Raw genomic sequence first — 17,997 nt, forward strand, 5'->3', positions numbered from 1 at the left:
GCCCCCATCACTTCTGTGTCGTCTGAGAGCTCGGGATGCCGAAACGCACCACCCGGATGCTCTCGCCCCGCTTCGGGGCATGGTCTGTGGTCTCGTCGGTCTTCTCGTTGACGTCGGCGATGCTGCGCAGCGCCAGCGCCAGCGTGCCGCTCTGCCGGGCCCGCGCGAGCGTCTCGGCCTGTTCGGGCTTGAGTTCGAGGGTCACCGTCTTGCCGATGAGGGAGTTGTTGCCGTCCTTCTCTTTCGGCGCCTGGTCGATCGCCAGCACGCGGACGTTGGACAGCAGGATCTCGGTGGTGATGATGTCGCCGCTGCCCTGTTGCCGATCGGGATTCTTGTCGCGTCGCGACAGGATCACGTCGACGCGGTCGTTGGGCAGGATGAAGCCGCCGGCGCCGGTCTCCGGCGAGATTTCCGTGGAGATCGCGCGCATGCCGGTGGGCAGGATCGCGGCCATGAAGCCGCTGCCATTGGCCTTGACCAGTTTCTGCTCGCGGATCGGCTCGCCGATGATGAAGGGTGCGCGTGCGATGGAGCCGATGACGTCGTTCATGGCGTCGGCATTGGTGTCGTGGCGGATGAACGCGCTGCTCGCGGTCTCGGCCGGCCAGCGCTGCCATTGCACGTCTTCAGGCTTGACCGACTGGCCGAGCCCGATGTCGGACTTCGCCACCAGCACCTCGACGGTCGGCAGCTGAACTACTGGCGGCGCGACCGGCGCCGGTTTGCGATCGCCAACGCTCGCGAGATACATGGCCGCGAGGCCTGCGACGCCGGCGATGCCGAGGACCACGATGCGTGCCGTCTTCATGCGATTGTCTGAATGCCCTTAACGCAGGGCAGTCACGTCCTTGCGGCACTGACAACCCTTCCCGGGAGCATCACTACGGCCGCAAAAGTATAAGGGAACTTGATGGAACGTCCGGACAATTAAGGGATTGGTGGGGATGGTGAACGGCGAGTTATCGGGCGCCGTCGCATCTCCGCAGAATCCCTGAGATCGCGCGCGTGCAACGTGTGCGACGTGGAGGTCGCAACGCGGCGTCACGGCCAGTCGGTCGTGGTTAATGTCGCCTAACGCGCAAGCCGGCGCCGAAGGATCAGAGCGCGGCCTTCAACGCGGCAAAGCCGCGATCAAGATCGGCCTTGAGGTCGTCGAGATTTTCGAGCCCGATATGCAGCCGCAGCGTCGGCCCGCCCGGCGACCATTTGGTCGCGCTGCGATAGTCGCTGCAGTCGAACGGGATGGCGAGGCTTTCGAAGCCGCCCCAGGAAAAGCCCATGCCGAACAGCGTGAGCGCGTTGAGCATCGCATCGACCGCGCTCTGCGGCACCGGCTTCAGCACGATGCTGAACAGGCCGGAGGCGCCGGTGAAGTCGCGCTTCCAGATGGCGTGCCCCGGATCGGTTTCCAGGGCCGGGTGCAGCACACGATCGACCTCGGGCCGCGCGCCAAGCCAGCGCGCGATCTCGAGCCCGGAGCGGTGGTGCTGCGCCAGCCGCACCGACAGCGTGCGGACACCGCGCAGCGCGAGATAGACGTCGTCCGGACCGGCGCAGACGCCGAGCAGGCGGATCGCCTCCTGGATCAGCGGCCAGGCCTTTGCATTGGCCGCGATGGTGCCGAACATGATGTCGGAGTGGCCGCCGACATACTTTGTGCCGGCCTGCATGCTGATGTCGACGCCCTGTTCGAGCGAGCGGTGATAGAGCGCCGTCGCCCAGGTGTTGTCGTCGATCACGAGCGCGCCGCGGGCATGCGCCACGGCCGCAATCGCGGGGACGTCGGGCATCTCGAAGGATTGCGAACCGGGGGCTTCAATCAGCACCGCGCGGGTATTCGGCTTGAACAGCGTCTCGATGCCGGCGCCGATCAGCGGATCGAAATAGCTGGTCTCGATGCCGTAGCGCTTCAACATGTTGTCGCAGAAATTGCGGGTCGGCCGATAGGCGTTGTCGCACACCAGCAGGTGATCGCCGGCCTTCAGCACGGCGAGCAGCGTGGTGCTGATCGCGGCCAGTCCCGACGGGGCGATGCCGACGCCGGCGCATTGCGGGCCTTCCAGCGCCATCAGCACGTCCTGCAGCGCCCGCGTGGTCGGACTGCCGTGGCGGCCATAGGTAAATTCGGCACGATGGGCGTGGAGGTCCTCGGCGGTCGGATAAAGCACGGTCGAGCCGTGGAAGACCGGCGGATTGACGAAGCCCTTCTGGGCCTTGGTGTCGCGGCCGGCCGTGACCAGGCGGGTCGCGGCGTCTTGCGGGCGGGAGGGCGTGGAGCCGTCGGAGGAGGTCATGGTTTGCTGCCGTTAGACTTTAGACTTTTTGCCGCAGCCGTAGCGCGTCGGGAAGACAGGGCCACGCCGGGAGGTGTTACTAACAAGAGGTAGAAGACGTGCGTCAACCCCTTGACCCGGCTCGTCAGTCGCTATGTGATGCGCCGCAACTACCAGTCGCCGCACGTTGAGGGGCCTGCCGCGACCTACGATCCGTTGCCTGGCCGGTTTGCACGTCAAACTGACTGTCAGATCAGCATCTTTTGCTGCAGGGGATCATTGGGATGGCCCGTGAACGCGAGGCGATCACAAAGCAAAACGTCCAATGGACGACCCTGAAAGGCCTACCCATGAAACGCGTATCCCTGGCTGTCCTCCTTGCCGCTGCCGCTGCCTTGTCGGTCCAGTCCGCCTCGGCGCAAACCCTCAAGACGGTCAAGGACCGCGGTCAGCTGTCCTGCGGCGTCAGCCAGGGTTTGCCTGGCTTTTCATCACCGGACGATAAGGGGAACTGGACCGGGATCGACGTCGACGTTTGCCGGGCCATTGCCGCCGTGGTGCTCGACGACCCGACCAAGGTCAAGTTCGTGCCGCTGTCGGCCAAGGATCGCTTCACGGCGCTGCAATCCGGCGAGATCGACGTGCTGTCGCGCAACACCACCTGGACGGTGTCGCGCGATACCTCGCTCGGCGCCAATTTCACCGGCGTGACCTATTATGACGGGCAGGGCTTCATGGTGAAGAAGTCGCTCAAGGTCAATTCGGCGCTCGAATTGAACAGCGCGTCGGTCTGCGTGCAGACCGGCACCACGACGGAGCAGAACCTCGCCGACTTCTTCAAGGGCAACAACATGAAGTACGAGGTGATCGCATTCGGCAGCATCGACGAAGCGGTCAAAGCCTATGAATCCGGTCGCTGCGACGTTTTCACCGACGACGCCTCCGGGCTCTATGCGAGCCGTCTGAAGCTCGCGAACCCCGCCGATCACATCGTGCTGCCGGAAATCATTTCCAAGGAACCGCTGGGGCCGATGGTGCGCCACGGCGACGACCAGTGGTTCGACATCGTGAAGTGGACGCTGTTTGCGATGATCAATGCCGAGGAGCTCGGCATCACCCAGAAGAATGTCGACACGATGCTCAAATCGGACAAGCCGGAGATGAAGCGGGTGCTCGGCACCGACGGCAATCTGGGCGAACAGCTCGGCCTGACCAAGGACTGGGTGGTGCGCATCGTCAAGGCGGTCGGCAATTACGGCGAGAACTTCGAGCGCAATGTCGGTGCCGGCTCGCCGCTCGGCATCGCCCGTGGCGTCAACAATCTCTGGAACAAGGGCGGGATCCAGTACGCGCCGCCGATCCGCTGATCGGTCCGGTCAACGGCTGCCGCGATGAGCATCGCGCCCCGCAAACCACCGCTGCAATTTGCCCTCAGGCTGAAGCGTGCGCTTGGCGGCAAGACCGGCTGGAACGGGTTGGCCGCCCAGATTGGCTTCGCCGCGGTCCTGGCCTGGATCGCGTATGAGATCGTGGCGAATGCGCGGACGAACCTGGAGACCCAGCACATTGCGTCGGGCTTCGGCTTCCTCAATTACAATGCAGGCTTTGACGTCAATCAGAGCCTGATCGCCTACAACAATTCCGATACCTACTGGCGGGTGTTCTTCGTCGGCTTGTTGAACACGATCCTGGTCTCGGTGATCGGCATTGTCTTCGCCACCGTGATCGGCTTCGTCGTGGCGCTGTGCCGGTTGTCGCCGAACTGGCTGCTGTCGCGGATCGGCGGCATCTATGTCGAGATTGTCCGGAACTTGCCGGTCTTGTTCCAGATCCTGTTCTGGTATCTCGCAGTGCTCGCGGCGCTGCCGGCGCCGCGGCAGAGCATCTCGATCTTCGGTGCGTTCTTCCTCAATAATCGCGGCCTGATCGTGCCGCAGCCGGTCAGTGAACCCGGCCTCTATCCGTTCCTGGCCGCGCTCGCGGTCGGCATCTTCGTGGCGCTGGGCTTGCGGCACCACGCGCGGCGTGCCCTGTTCCAGCGCGGGCAGGTGATCCGGATCTGGCCCTATCTGCTGGGTTGCCTGGTCGGTCTGCCGCTGGTCTCGATGCTGATCTTCGGCTGGCCGTTGAAGTTCGAGTTGCCGCAGCTGAAAGGCTTCAACTTCGCCGGCGGCGCGCGGGTCATCCCCGAATTCGTTGCGCTGACGGTCGCGCTCTCGACCTACACGGCGGCCTTCATCGCCGAGATCGTCCGGGCCGGCGTCATGTCGGTCCATAAGGGCCAGATGGAGGCGGGCTCCTCGCTCGGCCTCAGCCGCGCCGCGACGCTGCGGCTGATCGTGGTGCCGCAGGCGATGCGCGTTATCGTGCCGCCGCTGACCAGCCAGTACCTCAATCTCACCAAGAATTCGTCGCTGGCGGTGGCGATCGGCTATCCGGACCTGGTCTCGGTGTTCGCCGGCACCGCGGTGAGCCAGACCGGGCAGGCGATCGAGATCATCGCCATGACGATGGGCGTCTACCTGCTGCTCTCGCTGACGACGAGCGCGCTGATGAGCGTCTATGGCTGGCGCATCAACCGGAGCATGGCGGCATGACCGATCTGTCGGCCTCGTCCTTTGTCCGGCAGGATCTGGTCGCCGAACGCGCGGCGCCGGCCAAGACCACCGGCTTCATCGGCTTCGTGCGAACGCGGCTGCTGAATTCGCCGGGCAACATCCTGCTCACGATTCTCGGGCTGCTGCTCGCCTGGTACATCGTTGTCCCGACGCTCAAGTTCCTGCTGGTCGACGCGGTCTGGACCGGCAAGGAGCGCACTGCTTGCCTCGCCGAAAAGGCGGGGCACGAGGTCGGCGCCTGCTGGCCCTATATCCAGGCCAAGCTGACGCAGCTGGTCTATGGCTTCTATCCCGAAGCCCAGCGCTGGCGCGTCAATCTGACTTATGGGCTCGGCGCCGCGCTGTTGCTGCCGCTGCTGATGCCGCGCCTGCCGGCCAAGGGCATCAACTCCGGTCTGTTCTTCTTCGCCTTTCCGGTGGTGGCGTTTTTCCTGCTGCATGGCGGCGGCATCGCCGGCTTCGGCGTGAGCTGGACCGCGGGCCTGTTGCAGCTGTTCGAGCAGAGCATTGGCGGCGCCGGCGATCTCTTGGTCAATCTCAGCAAGAGTTCGGCGATCGCCCCGCTGCCATGGGTACTGGGCAAGGTGCTCGTCCTGGTCGGCCTTCTAATCCATTGGCTGATCTTTCCGCTGACCTGGCTGCGCGACCAGTTGCAGCTCTCGTCGCTGCCGGTCTGGGGCGATTTCCTGGTCACTGCCGCGATCGTCTCCGCCGCGCTGTTCGTGCTCGGAGGCGGCACGCGGACCGGGCACAGGGCGCTGATCGGTAGCCTGCTGACGTTTGCCGGGATCGCCGCAGGCATCAAGCTGATGGGGCTCGATCGCGGCGGCTTTCCGATCGTCGACACGCGGCTGTGGGGCGGCCTCCTGGTGACGCTGGTGATCGCGATCACCGGCATCGTTGCCTCGATGCCGATCGGGATTGCGCTTGCGCTCGGCCGCCGGTCGAGCATTCCGCTGATCCGGATATTCTCGATCGCCTTCATCGAATTCTGGCGCGGCGTGCCGCTGATCACGGTGTTGTTCTTCGCGACCTACATGCTGCCGCTGTTCGTGCCGGGCAATTTCGCCGTCGACGGCCTGTTGCGTGCCCTGATTGGCGTGGCGATCTTTACTGGCGCCTATATGGCCGAGGTGATCAGGGGCGGGTTGGCTGCGGTGGCGCGCGGGCAGGCGGAGGCCGCCTCGGCGCTCGGCCTGTCCTGGTGGAAGACGACGTCGTTGATCGTGCTGCCGCAGGCGCTGCGCTACGTCATTCCCGGCATCGTCAACAGCTTCATCTCGCTGTTCAAGGATACCTCGCTGGTGTCGATCGTGGCGCTGTTCGATCTGTTGGGTTCCCTGCGGGCATCGTTCTCCGACCCGAACTGGTCGACGCCGACGACAGCCTTTACCGGCTTCGCCTTTGCAGGAATGATCTACTTCGTGTTCTGCTTTGGAATGTCGCGCTACTCGCTGTTCGTCGAAAACAGGCTCAACGCTCACCGCCGCCACTGAACAAGGTCACCATGTCCACAACTCCGATCGTCAACATTTCCACGCTCAACAAATGGTACGGCGACTTCCACGTGTTGCGCGACATCAACCTTGAGGTCGGCAAGGGCGAGCGCATCGTGATCTGCGGCCCGTCCGGCTCGGGCAAGTCGACCCTGATCCGCTGCATCAACGCGCTGGAGGAATTTCAGGAGGGCGAGATCGTGGTCGACGGCATCGAGCTCGGCCCGAACCTGCGCCGGGTCGACGAGGTGCGGCGCGAGGTCGGGATGGTGTTCCAGAGCTTCAACCTGTTCCCGCATCTCACCGTGCTCGACAATTGCACGCTGGCGCCGATCTGGGTGCGCAACATCCCGAAGAAGGATGCCGAGGCGGCCGCGATGAAGTTCCTCGAGCGGGTCAAGATCCCGCATCAGGCCAACAAGTTTCCCGGCCAGATGTCGGGCGGTCAGCAGCAGCGCGTGGCGATCGCCCGGGCGCTGACCATGAACCCGAAGGTGATGCTGTTCGACGAGCCGACCTCGGCGCTCGACCCGGAAATGGTCAAGGAGGTGCTCGACACCATGGTCGATCTCGCCAGGGAGGGCATGACCATGCTGGTCGTGACCCACGAAATGGGCTTTGCCCGCGAAGTCGCCAATCGCGTCGTGTTCATGGACGCCGGTCAGATCATCGAGTCGAACACGCCGCAGGAATTCTTTGCCAACCCGCAACACGCGCGGTCGAAGCTGTTCCTGAGCCAGATCTTGCGGTGATTATTGGAGTCATTCCGGGATGGTCCGAGGGACCAGGCCGCAGGTGCGCAATTGCGCACCGGGGAATCTCGAGATTCCGGGTTCGATGCTTCGCATCGCCCCGGAATGACGTTGTCTCCTACACGAACGGCAGCTCGATCTTGCTCCGCTTTTCCAGCCATTCCGGGACCGGCAGATTCTTCGAACGCATGAAGGCCGGGTTGAACAGCTTGGACTGATAGCGGTTGCCGGAGTCGCAGAGAATGGTGACGATCGTCTTGCCGGGGCCGAGCTGCTTGGCGAGCTGGATCGCGCCCGCGATGTTGACGCCGGTCGAACCGCCGAGGCACAGACCTTCGTGCTCCAGCAGCTCGTAGATGATGGTCACGGCTTCCTCGTCGGAGACCAGGAACGCGTCGTCGACATTCGCGGTCTCGATCACGGGCGTCTTGCGTCCGAGCCCGATGCCTTCGGTGATCGAGTCACCCGGCGTCGATTTGACCTGGCCGTTCTTGAACAGCTCGTACATGGCGAAGCCGTGCGGATCGGCACAAGCGGTGACGATGTCCTTGTTCTTTTCCTTCAAATAGCGGCTGATGCCGGCGAGCGTGCCGCCGGTGCCGACCGAGCAGATGAAGCCATCCACCTTGCCGTTGGTCTGCTGCCAGATCTCCGGTCCGGTCGAGTCATAGTGTGCCTTGGGATTGTCGAGATTGTTCCACTGGTCGGCGAACAGCACGCCGTTCGGCTCGGTCTTGCGCAGCTGCTCGGCGAGACGCTTGCCGAGATGCTGATAGTTGTTCGGATTGGAGTAGGGCAGCGCCGGCGCCTCGACGAGCTCAGCCCCGCACAGCCGCAGCATGTCCTTCTTTTCCTGGCTCTGGGTCTCCGGAATGACGATCAGGGTGCGGTAGCCCCGCGCGCTGGCCACGACCGCAAGTCCGATGCCGGTATTGCCCGCGGTCGATTCGACCACGAGCCCGCCGGGCTTTAGATCGCCGCGCTTTTCGGCCTCCAGGATCATGCCCTTGCCGGCGCGATCCTTCACCGACTGGCCGGGATTCATGAATTCGGCCTTGCCGAGAATGGTGCAGCCGGTCAGTTCGGATGCGCGTTTCAGCTTGATGAGGGGGGTGTTGCCGATCGCTTCAATAACGCCTTTGTTGAATGCCATGTCGGGGTAATCTTTTGCCGGTCCGTGTTTTGCTCTGGCCGGAAACTAGTGTGCCGATGGCAAAAGGGGAAGGCTTTTGCAGTGCGGCGAATTTCGCGTGGCGGTCTGCGTTAACCAGTTGGCCGTGCGGGGGATGACACAGCCGGAAAGATCGTTTTGAAAATGCGCTGCGATCCGGCCAAATCTTGCTGCAAATCGGCGCTCTGCGTCAGATTCGCACGACACGGTTCGTTCAAGACGGTCGCTCGATCTTGTACAGCCCCACATTAAGAGCGCCGATTTCGAAGCCGAGCCTGCAATAGGCCAGATAATACTCCCACATCCGCTTGAAGCGGATATCGAAGCCGAGGGCTTCGATCGATGGCCACGCGTCGACGAACCGGTCGCGCCAGTCGGCCAGCGTGCGCGCATAGCTGGCAGCGAAGAACTCGGTCGAAACCAGCCGAAGTCCGGAATTGTCGACCAGTCGTTCGACGATCTCGACGGTCGGCAACATTCCGCCCGGAAATACGTATCGCTGGATGAATTCCGGCCGCCTGCGATAGCTTTCGAAGCGACGTTCGTCGATCGTGATCACCTGCAGCACCGCGATGCCGCCGGTATCGAGCCGTTGCCGCAGATTGTCGAAAAACAACGGCCAGTACGCCTCGCCGACTGCCTCCAGCATCTCGATCGAGACGACGCGATCATAGGTGCCCTTGGTGTCGCGATAGTCCTCGAGCCGCAGATTTGCCCTGTCGGCGAGACCCTGTTCGGAGAGTTGCTCGCATGCGTAGCCAAGTTGTTCGGTCGACAGTGTCAGGCCGGTGACGTGACAGACATTCCGTTCGACGAGATGCTGTGCCAGCGCGCCCCAGCCGCAGCCGATCTCGAGAACCTTCTCGCCGCCGCTGAGATCGAGCAGTTCAGTCACCCGATCGAGCTTGTTCTGCTGGGCCTGCGCAAGCGTCTGGTGTGGCGAGGTGTAGATCGCCGACGAATAGGTCATGCTCGGATCGAGCCAGAGGCGGTAGAAATCATTGCCGAGATCGTAATGGGCGCGAATGTTGCGCCGGCTGCCGCGCCTGGTATTGCGATTGAGCAGGGCGTGACGAAGCCAGTTCAGAGGCCGCGGCGGCCTCAGCCGCTCGAACGAGGGGGCGCGTGCCGAACGCGGTGCAGCCGCGCTGAGGAACGAGTAGATATCGGGCGTCGACCATTCACCGGCAAGGAAGCCTTCGGCAAAACCCAGATCACCGCCGATCAACAGCCGCAGCAGGCATTTCCAACCATGGATCCTGATCTGCGCCTGCTCTTCGCCGCGCATCCCGGAAATCACGACGCCGCGCCCACTCGGCGTCTGGAGCAGGATTTCGCCGCAGTCGATACGGCGGAACAGCCGCCGCAGCAGCGTCCCGACAGTCGCCCGCAGCACCGGCGGCCATTCGACAGGATGCGGGCAGGGGACGGTTTGCGGGTGGTCAGAGTGCATGCGAGTCAATCCGATGCTGGGGCGATGGGGGCACGGTCGTGATCGTGTGAGGAGAGCGTTGCGGGCGCCCGCGTAACCGCAAGCCCTTCAACCAAAGCCGCAACGCTTCCCAATGAATCGCAAGGATCACCTTGATCGTGACCAGCGGAATGGCGACGAAATTGTACAACAGCGCTTGGTTGCTGAGCTCGTGGCGTGTCGCGGTCAGGCAGGCGCCGAGCACGGTTGCTCCGCCCGCGCTTGCGCTGATACCGAGCGCAAAATGCTCGTCCGGTTGGTTCAGCCGGAAGTGATAGGACATGTCCATGTTCAGGAAGGGAGACACGTAGAAGGCCTTGTCGCAGTCATGCCGGATGGTGCCAGTATCGGCCGCGACCGAGGCCACATAGGCGTGGCGTTCGCCGAACGTGTTGTGAACCTGATAGATGATCGCGGCGAGCTGGCCGTCGTGTCGGTGGCAGAAATAGATGCTGAGCGGATTGAAGCTGTAGCCGAGGGTTCGAGGCATGCAGAAGACCCGGATCGGCCCTCCGGCGATATCGATCCCTGCCTGCATCAGGCAACCTTCGGCCTGCAGGCGTAGTGGCGTCGCGCTACCGTCGCCGTGATCGGCATCGTGAAGTGCAAACAGGTTGAATCTGTTGTGGGAGAACAGCCGCAAACGGGAAGCGAGCAGGGGCATCTCGTCGAGATCGAGCAGCAGCCAGAACGCACGATAGCGGAAGCGATGCGTGGTGGGCCTCAGCCGCCGATGCATGACGCTGCCGCGATAGAGGCAGGAGCGGAGCGTCATGGTTGCAGCTCCGGTTCGGGCAACGACCTCGCGCTTGCGGCGAGCGCGATGCGTCCGGATTCGTCTGATACGGTCCACGGCCGCCGCGCGCCTCCCAGCTGTTCGGCGACCGCAAGCCCGGATTGCAGCCCGTCTTCGTGGAAGCCGGCGCCAAAATGCGCGCCGCAGAACCAGGTATTTTTCTGGCCTTGCAGCGACCATAGCCGCCGCTGTGCGACGATCGCGGCGGCATCGAAGATCGGATGCTCGTACACCTCCGTGTGATGCAGCGTGTCGCTGTGTGGCGGATGCGTTGGATTGAGCGTGACGAAGAGGGGCAAATGCTGGGGAATGCCCTGGAGCCGGTTCATCCAATAGGTCACGCCGACCGGCGCGGCGGCGTTGTCTCGCGAGCCGACATAATTCCAGCTCGACCAGGCCGGTCGGCGCCGCGGCATGAATCCGGGATCGGAGTGGAGCACCGCAAGATTGCGGCTATAGCGGAACGCGCCGAGCAGCTCGGCTTCATCGGGCGTCGGATCGTCGATCGTCGACAATGCCTGATTTGCGTGTGTTGCCAGCACGACGTGGTCGTATGGCTGCGTTTCGCCGTGGACATCCGTGACCAAGACGCGGCCGGACGATCGGCGTATCCGGACCACGCCGCAGTCGAGCCTGATCCGGTCCCCGAACGGCTGAACCAGCCGCTGCACATAGACCTGACTGCCGCCGACCACGGTTTCCCATGGCGGTCGCTGCGTCAATTGGAGCAGCCCGTGATTGTGGTGGAAGCGAATGAATGTCGCCGCGGGAAAGGCGAGAATTTCATCCGGGGGGGCCGACCAGATAGCGCTTGCCATCGGTAGCAGGTGGTCGTCGCGGAACGCTGCGCCATAACCACCTTGCACGAGATAATCGCCGAGGCTGATCGACTCGTCGCTCAGCCGAGCGGCGTCGCGTGTCGCGCGATCGTAGAACCGGACGACGTCGCGCAGCATCGACCAGAAGCGCGGGCGCAGGAGGTTGCCGGGCTGGGCCAGCAGGCCCGAGAGGCCGGTCCCGGAATATTCCAGATTGCCGCGGTCGAGCGAAATCGACAGCGACATCTCCGATGCTTGCGTAGCGACATCGAGATGCCGGAACAGCGCAGCGAGATTAGGGTAGGTGCTCCGGTTGAACACGATGAAGCCGGTATCCACGGCAACGCGCTCGTGACCGATGGACGCTATCACGGTGTTGGAATGCCCGCCGATCCGATCGTACTTCTCGTAGACCGTCACGTCGTGCCGCTGGCTGAGCAGCCAGGCGGCCGAGAGGCCGGAAATGCCGGTTCCGACTACGGCTATGTTCAATCTGCCGTCGCTGCTCAACTACAATCCCTCAGCGGCACGATGCGCCGGCCGATTGCGCGGTCGGCGTCATGGAACGAAACGACGGATATTGCGGGTTGGATCACCGGCAGTGATCCAACCGCGGCCGGGTGGCGTTCCTGATGCATGCAAGCCGCCGCTCGACATGTTTCCGGGGTCATCGGTCTGGTCAGGCCCGGCGCGATCCGGTACTGCGGTCGCAGAGCCGTCAGTGATAGGGAGTGCCCGCGCGGCATGCTGAGTGAAACTCCCGACAATGAGACGTCGGATGCCGCCAGATGGGCCCGGCTGATCGAAGCCGTTGCTGTCCGCAGGGATCGCGAGGCCTTCGCGGCGTTGTTTCGGCATTTTGCGCCGCGCATCAAGACGTTCATGCAGCGCTCCGGTGCGGGCGAGCAGCTTGCCGACGAACTGGCGCAGGAGGCCTTGTTCGCCGTGTGGTCGAAGGCCAGCCTGTTCGATCCCGGCAGCGCTGGTGCCGCAGCCTGGATCTTTACGATCGCGCGAAATCTCCGCATCGACGCGCTCCGTCGTCAGAAACGAACCCCAACGAGCGATACGTCCGAGACGGAACTCGAGTTTCAGCGCGATGAGGGGCCGTTGCCCGACACCGGGGTGGCGGCATCTGAAATCGAGGCGCGGGTGCGCGATGCGCTGTCTGTGCTGCCGGAAGAGCAGATGCGGGTGATCGAACTATCTTTCTTTCACGAAACGGCCCACGCGGAGATCGCAAGGGCGCTCAATATCCCGCTCGGCACCGTCAAATCACGCTTGCGGCTGGCGATGGCCCGGCTGCGCAGCTTGCTGGATGACTTCTCATGACCGTCCATCATCATCCCCCGGACGAGCTGTTGGCGATGTTCGCAGCCGGCACGGCCGACCTTGGCCAGCAAATTGGCATTGCCACCCATCTGGTCGGCTGTGCGAAGTGCCGGGCGGTAGTACGCGCGATGGAGCATGTCGGCGGCGCGATCTTGACTGGATTGCCGCCGACCGCAATGTCGGACGGAGCGCTCGAGGCGATGGAGCGCAGGCTGGACGAGACCTCGCTGACCTCCATCCCGGAGCGGCGTCGGGGGCAGGCATTCCGCGACGTACCGGGTTTGCCGAACTTTCTGGACAGCTATCCCGATAGTCCGTGGAGATGGATCGCACCGAAGGTGCATTTGCGGTCGATCCGATTGCCCGAGCCGAGCGCGACACGCGTCTTTCTCCTGAAATCCAGCCCGGGAACGAGGATGATCGAACATACCCACACCGGGTTTGAAATGACCTGCGTGCTGTCAGGAAGCTTCGTCCACGCCGGCGGCCATTTCGGGCCCGGAGATTTCGACTTTGGCGACGGGTCGGTGGATCATGACGTCAGGATCAACTCGACCGAAGACTGCATCTGCCTGGTCGCGATGCAGGGAGATTTAAAGCTCAACGGAATGATCGGCCGTTTGCTGCAGCCGTTGATCCGCATGTGACGGCCGCTCGTGGGAGATGCTCCGTGAGCCTGCTCCAGCTGATATTTCAACTCGTACTCATGGCCCTTGCGCTGTCCACGGTCATGGCGGCCGCCTGGCAGATCCAGCGACGGACCAGAGCCACCGGATGGATCGATGTCTGCTGGACATTCGGCACCGGTTTCGTTGCTTGCGTGGCCAGCCTCGTCCCGGTCCCGGAAGATGGCGTGCCGACCGCGCGGCAGATCATGGTCGCGCTGCTGGTCGCGATCTGGTCGCTGCGGCTCGGAAGTCATCTTCTGTCGCGGACTTGGAAAGCGGGCGATGATCCGCGCTATCGCGACCTGATCGATCAATGGGGCGACACGGCCGACAGGCGGATGTTCCTGCAGCTCCAGGCCCAGGCGGCGGTTGGGCTCATCCTGACGATCTCCGTTGCGCTCGCGGCGCATAACCCGCGACCCGCACTTGGGCTTGCGGACTTGTTCGGCGCGGTGCTGCTGCTGACTGGCCTGATCGGGGAGGCCTTGTCCGACGCGCAGCTCAGCAAATTCCGCTCGAACCCTGCCAATCGACATCGGATTTGCGAGGCGGGATTATGGAAGTGGTCGCGCCATCCGAACTATTTCTTCGAGTGGCTTTGCTGGCTGGCGTATCCGTTGATCGCGATCGACGCCTCGTATCCGCTCGGCTGGATCACGCTGCTGGCGCCGGCCTGCATGTATTGGGTTCTGGTCCATGTGTCCGGCGTGCCGCCGCTCGAACAGCACATGCTGCGCTCGCGCGGCCAGCAATTTCGTGACGTGCAGGCGCGGACCCGGCCGTTCTTTCCGTTTCCGAAGCCGACTTCAGGCAGCTAGCCTTGCAGTAATGAGGCAGGCCACCGTGGCGGACATGGCGCCAAGCAGCGTTCCCCAAGTCATATCGAGCAGAGTGAGCTGGAAGGTCCAGTTCCGCACAGTCGCCTGATTGGTCAAATCATACGTCATGTAACTGAAGAAGCCGAAGAGTGCGCCGCTGAGCGCCGCCTGGGCCAGGCTTTCGGACCTTATGGCCGGGAGCACCGCGAACACCACGAGCCCGATCGGGTAGATCAGATAGAAGGCGATCGCCGGAGGCAGGTTGACCTCCGTCGACAGGATGTCGCCGAGTGTCGGGCGATACAATCGGCTCGCCATCGCCCCAAGCCAGGCCATGTCGCAGAGCAAAAAGACGATGAGTGTCGACAGGTAGGCGTAGAGGTAGGTCATGACGGGGCCCGAAGGTTGAACGCCGCTGTCGCAAGGCGCAGCTCTCAATGAGGTAACGACTGATCGATGCGTCTGGATCATCCCGACGGCGGTCGGGGACGGCAAGCTGCGGATTCGGTGCAACAGGGCGGAGAAATCCCCATGAAATCTTTGTTAGAATCCGAACGTCCGGATACTGGTTCGGGTGCGCGCAAACGCTGCAAAAATGGGGAAAAGTCGTCCGTCCGGGTGGCGGCGAATCGCAGTGGATGCGACGTCGCGCGATCCTGACAGGGCTGTCCGCCCTATCGTCCCAAGGATAGGATGGGACAGTCAGGTTCCATTGGAAGATTCACCCCGTGCACGTCACCCAGACCATTGCTGATCGCGTCATTCGTACGCCACGGGCGAAGTCTGGCTTTGGCGGAGAGTGGGTGTGACCCAGCCCGCGTCCGTGATGCTGCCTGGAGGCCGGTTCGGCCTCGCCGTCCGCCTGCGACGGCTCGCGGGACGATCGCTCGTCGCGCTCGGCCTGGTCGCGGGTTCAGCCGGCTGCATTCTGACCCAGGACATCCCCGATCCCGCGCTCGACGTGCCGCAGGGCTACAAGGCGGCGCGCCTTAGCCGGCCGGGCGACGCGCTTCCGACGCTCGACTGGTGGCGGGGCTTCCGCTCCAAGGAGCTGACGCAGCTGATGGAGGAGGCGCAGACCGTCAACCTCGACATCGCCGCGGCCGTGGCGCGTTTCCGGCAAGCCGACGCGCTGGCGCGGCAGGCGGGCGCGGCGCTGCTGCCGACCCTCAATCTCAACGGGTCTGAAACCTATTCACGCACCTCGGGCTCCAGCGCCAGCGGCCTGACCAATGGCGGGCGCGAGGTGGTGAACTACAGTGGCTCGCTCAGCGCCAGCTACCAGCTCGACTTCTGGGGCCAGAATCGCGACGCCGCGCAGGCGGCGGAGGAGACCGCCGTCGCCAACCGGTTCGACCGCGAAGTGGTGGCGCTGACGACGCTCGCCAGCGTCGCCAACGCCTATTTCACGGTGCTTGCCACCCAGGACCGGTTGCGCACCGCACAGCGCAACATCGCCAGCGCCGAGCGCATCCTCAATGCGATCCGGGACCGCTTCAAGGCCGGCACCGGCTCCGACCTCGATGTCGCGCAGCAGGAAAGCGTGGTCGCGAATCAGCGCGCACTGGTGCCGCCGCTGCGGCAGACGCTCGACCAGAACGTCAACGCGCTCGCGGTGCTGGTGTCGCGTCCGCCGGAGAGCGTGCGCGTCGCCGGCGGCTCGCTCAACTCCGTTGCGATCCCGCGCGTCACGCCAGGGCTGCCGTCCGAACTGCTGACCCAGCGTCCCGATATCCGCCGGCAGGAGGCGCAGCTCGCATCCGCCACCGCCAACGTCGGCAGCGCGCGGGCGCAATTCTTTCCCAGCATCCAGCTGACCGGGACCGGCGGCTACCAGAGCCAGGCGCTGGTTTCGCTGTTCCAGCCGCACGCGGCCTTCTTCAACCTGGTCGGCGGCATGACCCAGCCGATCTTCGACGGCGGCCGGATCCTCGGCAATTTCGAGAACGCGAAGGCGCGGCAGGATGAGCTGCTGCAGACCTATCGCAAGACGGTCGTTCAGTCGTTCACCGATGTCGACAACGCGCTGGTCGCGATCCGCGAGACCTCGCGGCGGCTGCAGCTGCAGCGCGACGTGCTGTCGTCGTCGCGACGCGCCTTCGATCTGGCCGAGCAGCAACTCAAGGCCGGCACCGCCGACATCGTAACTGTGCTAAACACGCAGCTGACCCTGTTCCAGGCGGAAGACGCTTATTCCCAGGCCCAGCTGGCCCGGCTATTGGCGATCGTGAGCCTATATCAGGCTTTGGGGGGCGGCTGGGAACCGAAGATGGAAAGACCGGTCGATGCTCTTTAAGCCTGACTCGACGGATGACGAGAAAAGTACTGCGCCGCGCAAGCGGAGCCTGGTCTCGCGCGTGCTTGGGCGCATGGTGTCGCTGCTCATCACACTCGTGATCCTCGGCGGGCTCGGCTATCTCGGCTGGCTTGCTTTCCAGCCCAAGCAAAATGGCGGCGGCGGGCGTGGCGCGGGCGCGCGGCCCGATCTGCCGGTGCCGGTGCTTGCGGCGACGCCGCAGGTGCATGACGTGCCGGTCTATCTCGACGGCGTGGGCTCGGTGAAGGCGCTCAACACCGTCACGGTGCGCTCGCAGGTCGACGGCAAGTTGCTCAAGGTCAATTTCGTCGAGGGCCAGGACGTCAAGAAGGACGACGTGCTGGGCGAGATCGATTCCGCGATCTATCAGGCGCAATACGACCAGACGGTGGCCACGAAAGCCAAGGACGAAGCGCTGCTCGCCAATCAGAAGATCGACCTCGCCCGCTATGAGCAGCTCGCCGCCACCAACGCGGGCTCCAAGCAGCAGGCCGATACGCAGCGTGCGCTGGTCGCGCAGCAGGAGGCCATCATCAAGGCCGACCAGGCCCAGGTGGACAATGCGCGCGCCACGCTCGGCTACACCAAGATCGTCGCACCGATCTCCGGCCGCGCCGGCCTGCGTCAGGTCGACCAGGGCAACATCATCCACGCCTCCGACACCACTGGGCTCGTGATCCTGACCCAACTGCAGCCGATCGCGGTGTGGTTCAGCCTGCCGCAGCAGCAGATCATGCGGGTCAACGCCGCGGCGGCGAAAGACCAGCTCGCGGTGGATGTGTTCGGCAATGACGGCGTCACCGTGATCGATACCGGCAAGCTCACCGGCATCGACAACCAGGTCGATCCGACCACCGGCACGCTGAAGCTGAAGGCCGAACTTCCGAACGCCAGCTACCAGCTCTGGCCCGGGCAGTTCGTCAATGTCCGCCTCAAGGTCGAGACCTTGCCGCAGGCGATCGTAGTGCCGACATCGGCCGTGCAGCGCGGTCCCGCCGGTACGTTCAGTTACGTCATCGGCGCGGACAACACCGTCACCGCCAAGCCGGTCACGGTCACGCAGCAGAACGAGCATGAAGCCGTCATCGCCAGCGGCCTGACCACGTCGGACCGCGTCGTGACGACGGGCTTTGCCAATCTCGCTGATGGCTCCAAGGTCGTGGTCGGCAAGGACGACGGGCCGCCGGCCGCCGATCTGGCGCCGCGCAAGCGCAGCCGCAATCCGGACGGTAAGCGCGGGGCGCATGGCGAGGGCCCAAGCAAGGACCAGGGCAAGGACCAGAGCAAGGACGCCAAGCAGGACGGGCACGGCGGCGAGCATCGCGGCCGGCGCGAGCACAGCGATGGCGATCAGAAGGGGCAGACCGGACCGGCGCCCGCGCCGGCGGCAGGGGGCGAACAGTCGGGCGGCGCGCCGAAGGCGCAGCCATGACCGACATCCTGACCTCGTAATGTCCGACCCAA

The 17,997-nt window shown here is 64.0% G+C and carries 16 protein-coding genes; 9 read left to right on the top strand and 7 right to left on the bottom strand.

Going from position 1 to position 17,997, the window contains the following annotated elements; translation table 11 throughout:
• Window positions 1-7 precede the first annotated feature (7 nt).
• Window positions 8-811: a Flp pilus assembly protein CpaB gene (cpaB, locus tag BraRD5C2_RS01685; RefSeq protein ID WP_223966403.1), complete on the bottom strand. Its 804-nt coding sequence runs from the start codon at window positions 809-811 to the stop codon at window positions 8-10.
• Window positions 812-1,100: 289 nt separating this feature from the next.
• On the bottom strand, window positions 1,101-2,297 hold the full coding sequence (gene metC, locus BraRD5C2_RS01690; RefSeq protein WP_223966404.1) for a cystathionine beta-lyase: 1,197 nt from the start codon (window positions 2,295-2,297) through the stop codon (window positions 1,101-1,103).
• 329 nt (window positions 2,298-2,626) lie between these two features.
• On the opposite strand from metC, the gene BraRD5C2_RS01695 reads away from it, so the two are divergent.
• The 4 genes from BraRD5C2_RS01695 to BraRD5C2_RS01710 are packed head-to-tail and all read left to right on the top strand — an operon-like array spanning window position 2,627 to window position 7,142.
• Window positions 2,627-3,643, top strand: coding sequence for an amino acid ABC transporter substrate-binding protein (locus BraRD5C2_RS01695; protein ID WP_223966405.1), 1,017 nt, complete (start codon window positions 2,627-2,629; stop codon window positions 3,641-3,643).
• A 24-nt stretch (window positions 3,644-3,667) separates the two neighbouring features.
• Complete coding sequence (locus tag BraRD5C2_RS01700) at window positions 3,668-4,873, top strand: amino acid ABC transporter permease (RefSeq protein WP_223966406.1); 1,206 nt, start codon at window positions 3,668-3,670, stop codon at window positions 4,871-4,873.
• Entirely contained in the window at window positions 4,870-6,390 is a 1,521-nt protein-coding gene (locus BraRD5C2_RS01705; protein ID WP_223966407.1) for an amino acid ABC transporter permease, read from the top strand. Before BraRD5C2_RS01700 ends, BraRD5C2_RS01705 begins: the two co-directional genes overlap by 4 nt.
• Window positions 6,391-6,401: 11 nt before the next feature.
• Entirely contained in the window at window positions 6,402-7,142 is a 741-nt protein-coding gene (locus BraRD5C2_RS01710; protein WP_029083902.1) for an amino acid ABC transporter ATP-binding protein, read from the top strand.
• 118 nt (window positions 7,143-7,260) lie between these two features.
• Here the strand turns inward: BraRD5C2_RS01710 and BraRD5C2_RS01715 are convergent, their stop codons facing one another.
• The 4 genes from BraRD5C2_RS01715 to BraRD5C2_RS01730 all read right to left on the bottom strand — a co-directional run bounded on the left by BraRD5C2_RS01715 (window position 7,261) and on the right by BraRD5C2_RS01730 (window position 11,890).
• Window positions 7,261-8,295 carry a cysteine synthase A gene (locus tag BraRD5C2_RS01715; RefSeq protein WP_223966408.1) on the bottom strand — a complete coding sequence of 345 codons (1,035 nt, stop codon included), beginning with the start codon at window positions 8,293-8,295 and terminating at the stop codon, window positions 7,261-7,263.
• Window positions 8,296-8,527: 232 nt separating this feature from the next.
• Window positions 8,528-9,766, bottom strand: coding sequence for an SAM-dependent methyltransferase (locus tag BraRD5C2_RS01720; RefSeq protein WP_223966409.1), 1,239 nt, complete (start codon window positions 9,764-9,766; stop codon window positions 8,528-8,530).
• Window positions 9,756-10,559, bottom strand: a complete 804-nt coding sequence (locus BraRD5C2_RS01725; RefSeq protein WP_223966411.1) for a DUF1365 domain-containing protein — start codon at window positions 10,557-10,559, stop codon at window positions 9,756-9,758. Before BraRD5C2_RS01725 ends, BraRD5C2_RS01720 begins: the two co-directional genes overlap by 11 nt.
• Entirely contained in the window at window positions 10,556-11,890 is a 1,335-nt protein-coding gene (locus BraRD5C2_RS01730; protein WP_223966412.1) for an NAD(P)/FAD-dependent oxidoreductase, read from the bottom strand. Before BraRD5C2_RS01730 ends, BraRD5C2_RS01725 begins: the two co-directional genes overlap by 4 nt.
• Window positions 11,891-12,034: 144 nt before the next feature.
• Between BraRD5C2_RS01730 and BraRD5C2_RS01735 the strand changes: the two genes are divergently transcribed.
• The 3 genes from BraRD5C2_RS01735 to BraRD5C2_RS01745 are packed head-to-tail and all read left to right on the top strand — an operon-like array spanning window position 12,035 to window position 14,216.
• The gene (locus BraRD5C2_RS01735) at window positions 12,035-12,730 is read left to right on the top strand and encodes a sigma-70 family RNA polymerase sigma factor (RefSeq protein ID WP_223966413.1); all 696 of its coding nucleotides are present in this window, start codon (window positions 12,035-12,037) and stop codon (window positions 12,728-12,730) included.
• Window positions 12,727-13,377 carry a ChrR family anti-sigma-E factor gene (locus BraRD5C2_RS01740; protein WP_223966414.1) on the top strand — a complete coding sequence of 217 codons (651 nt, stop codon included), beginning with the start codon at window positions 12,727-12,729 and terminating at the stop codon, window positions 13,375-13,377. The genes BraRD5C2_RS01735 and BraRD5C2_RS01740 overlap by 4 nt, the downstream gene beginning before the upstream one ends.
• A 23-nt stretch (window positions 13,378-13,400) precedes the next feature.
• Window positions 13,401-14,216: a DUF1295 domain-containing protein gene (locus tag BraRD5C2_RS01745; protein WP_223966415.1), complete on the top strand. Its 816-nt coding sequence runs from the start codon at window positions 13,401-13,403 to the stop codon at window positions 14,214-14,216.
• On the opposite strand, the gene BraRD5C2_RS01750 is transcribed toward BraRD5C2_RS01745, so the two are convergent.
• Window positions 14,205-14,606: a DUF2177 family protein gene (locus BraRD5C2_RS01750; RefSeq protein ID WP_223966416.1), complete on the bottom strand. Its 402-nt coding sequence runs from the start codon at window positions 14,604-14,606 to the stop codon at window positions 14,205-14,207. The genes BraRD5C2_RS01745 and BraRD5C2_RS01750 overlap by 12 nt on opposite strands.
• Before the next feature lie 436 nt (window positions 14,607-15,042).
• Here BraRD5C2_RS01750 and BraRD5C2_RS01755 point away from each other — a divergent pair, with 436 nt between their 5' ends.
• Window positions 15,043-16,512: an efflux transporter outer membrane subunit gene (locus BraRD5C2_RS01755; protein ID WP_223966509.1), complete on the top strand. Its 1,470-nt coding sequence runs from the start codon at window positions 15,043-15,045 to the stop codon at window positions 16,510-16,512.
• Window positions 16,502-17,965 carry an efflux RND transporter periplasmic adaptor subunit gene (locus tag BraRD5C2_RS01760; protein ID WP_223966417.1) on the top strand — a complete coding sequence of 488 codons (1,464 nt, stop codon included), beginning with the start codon at window positions 16,502-16,504 and terminating at the stop codon, window positions 17,963-17,965. The genes BraRD5C2_RS01755 and BraRD5C2_RS01760 overlap by 11 nt, the downstream gene beginning before the upstream one ends.
• The last annotated feature ends 32 nt before the right edge of the window (window positions 17,966-17,997 follow it).

This window comes from Bradyrhizobium sp. RD5-C2, assembly GCF_019972155.1.
GTDB lineage: Bacteria > Pseudomonadota > Alphaproteobacteria > Rhizobiales > Xanthobacteraceae > Bradyrhizobium.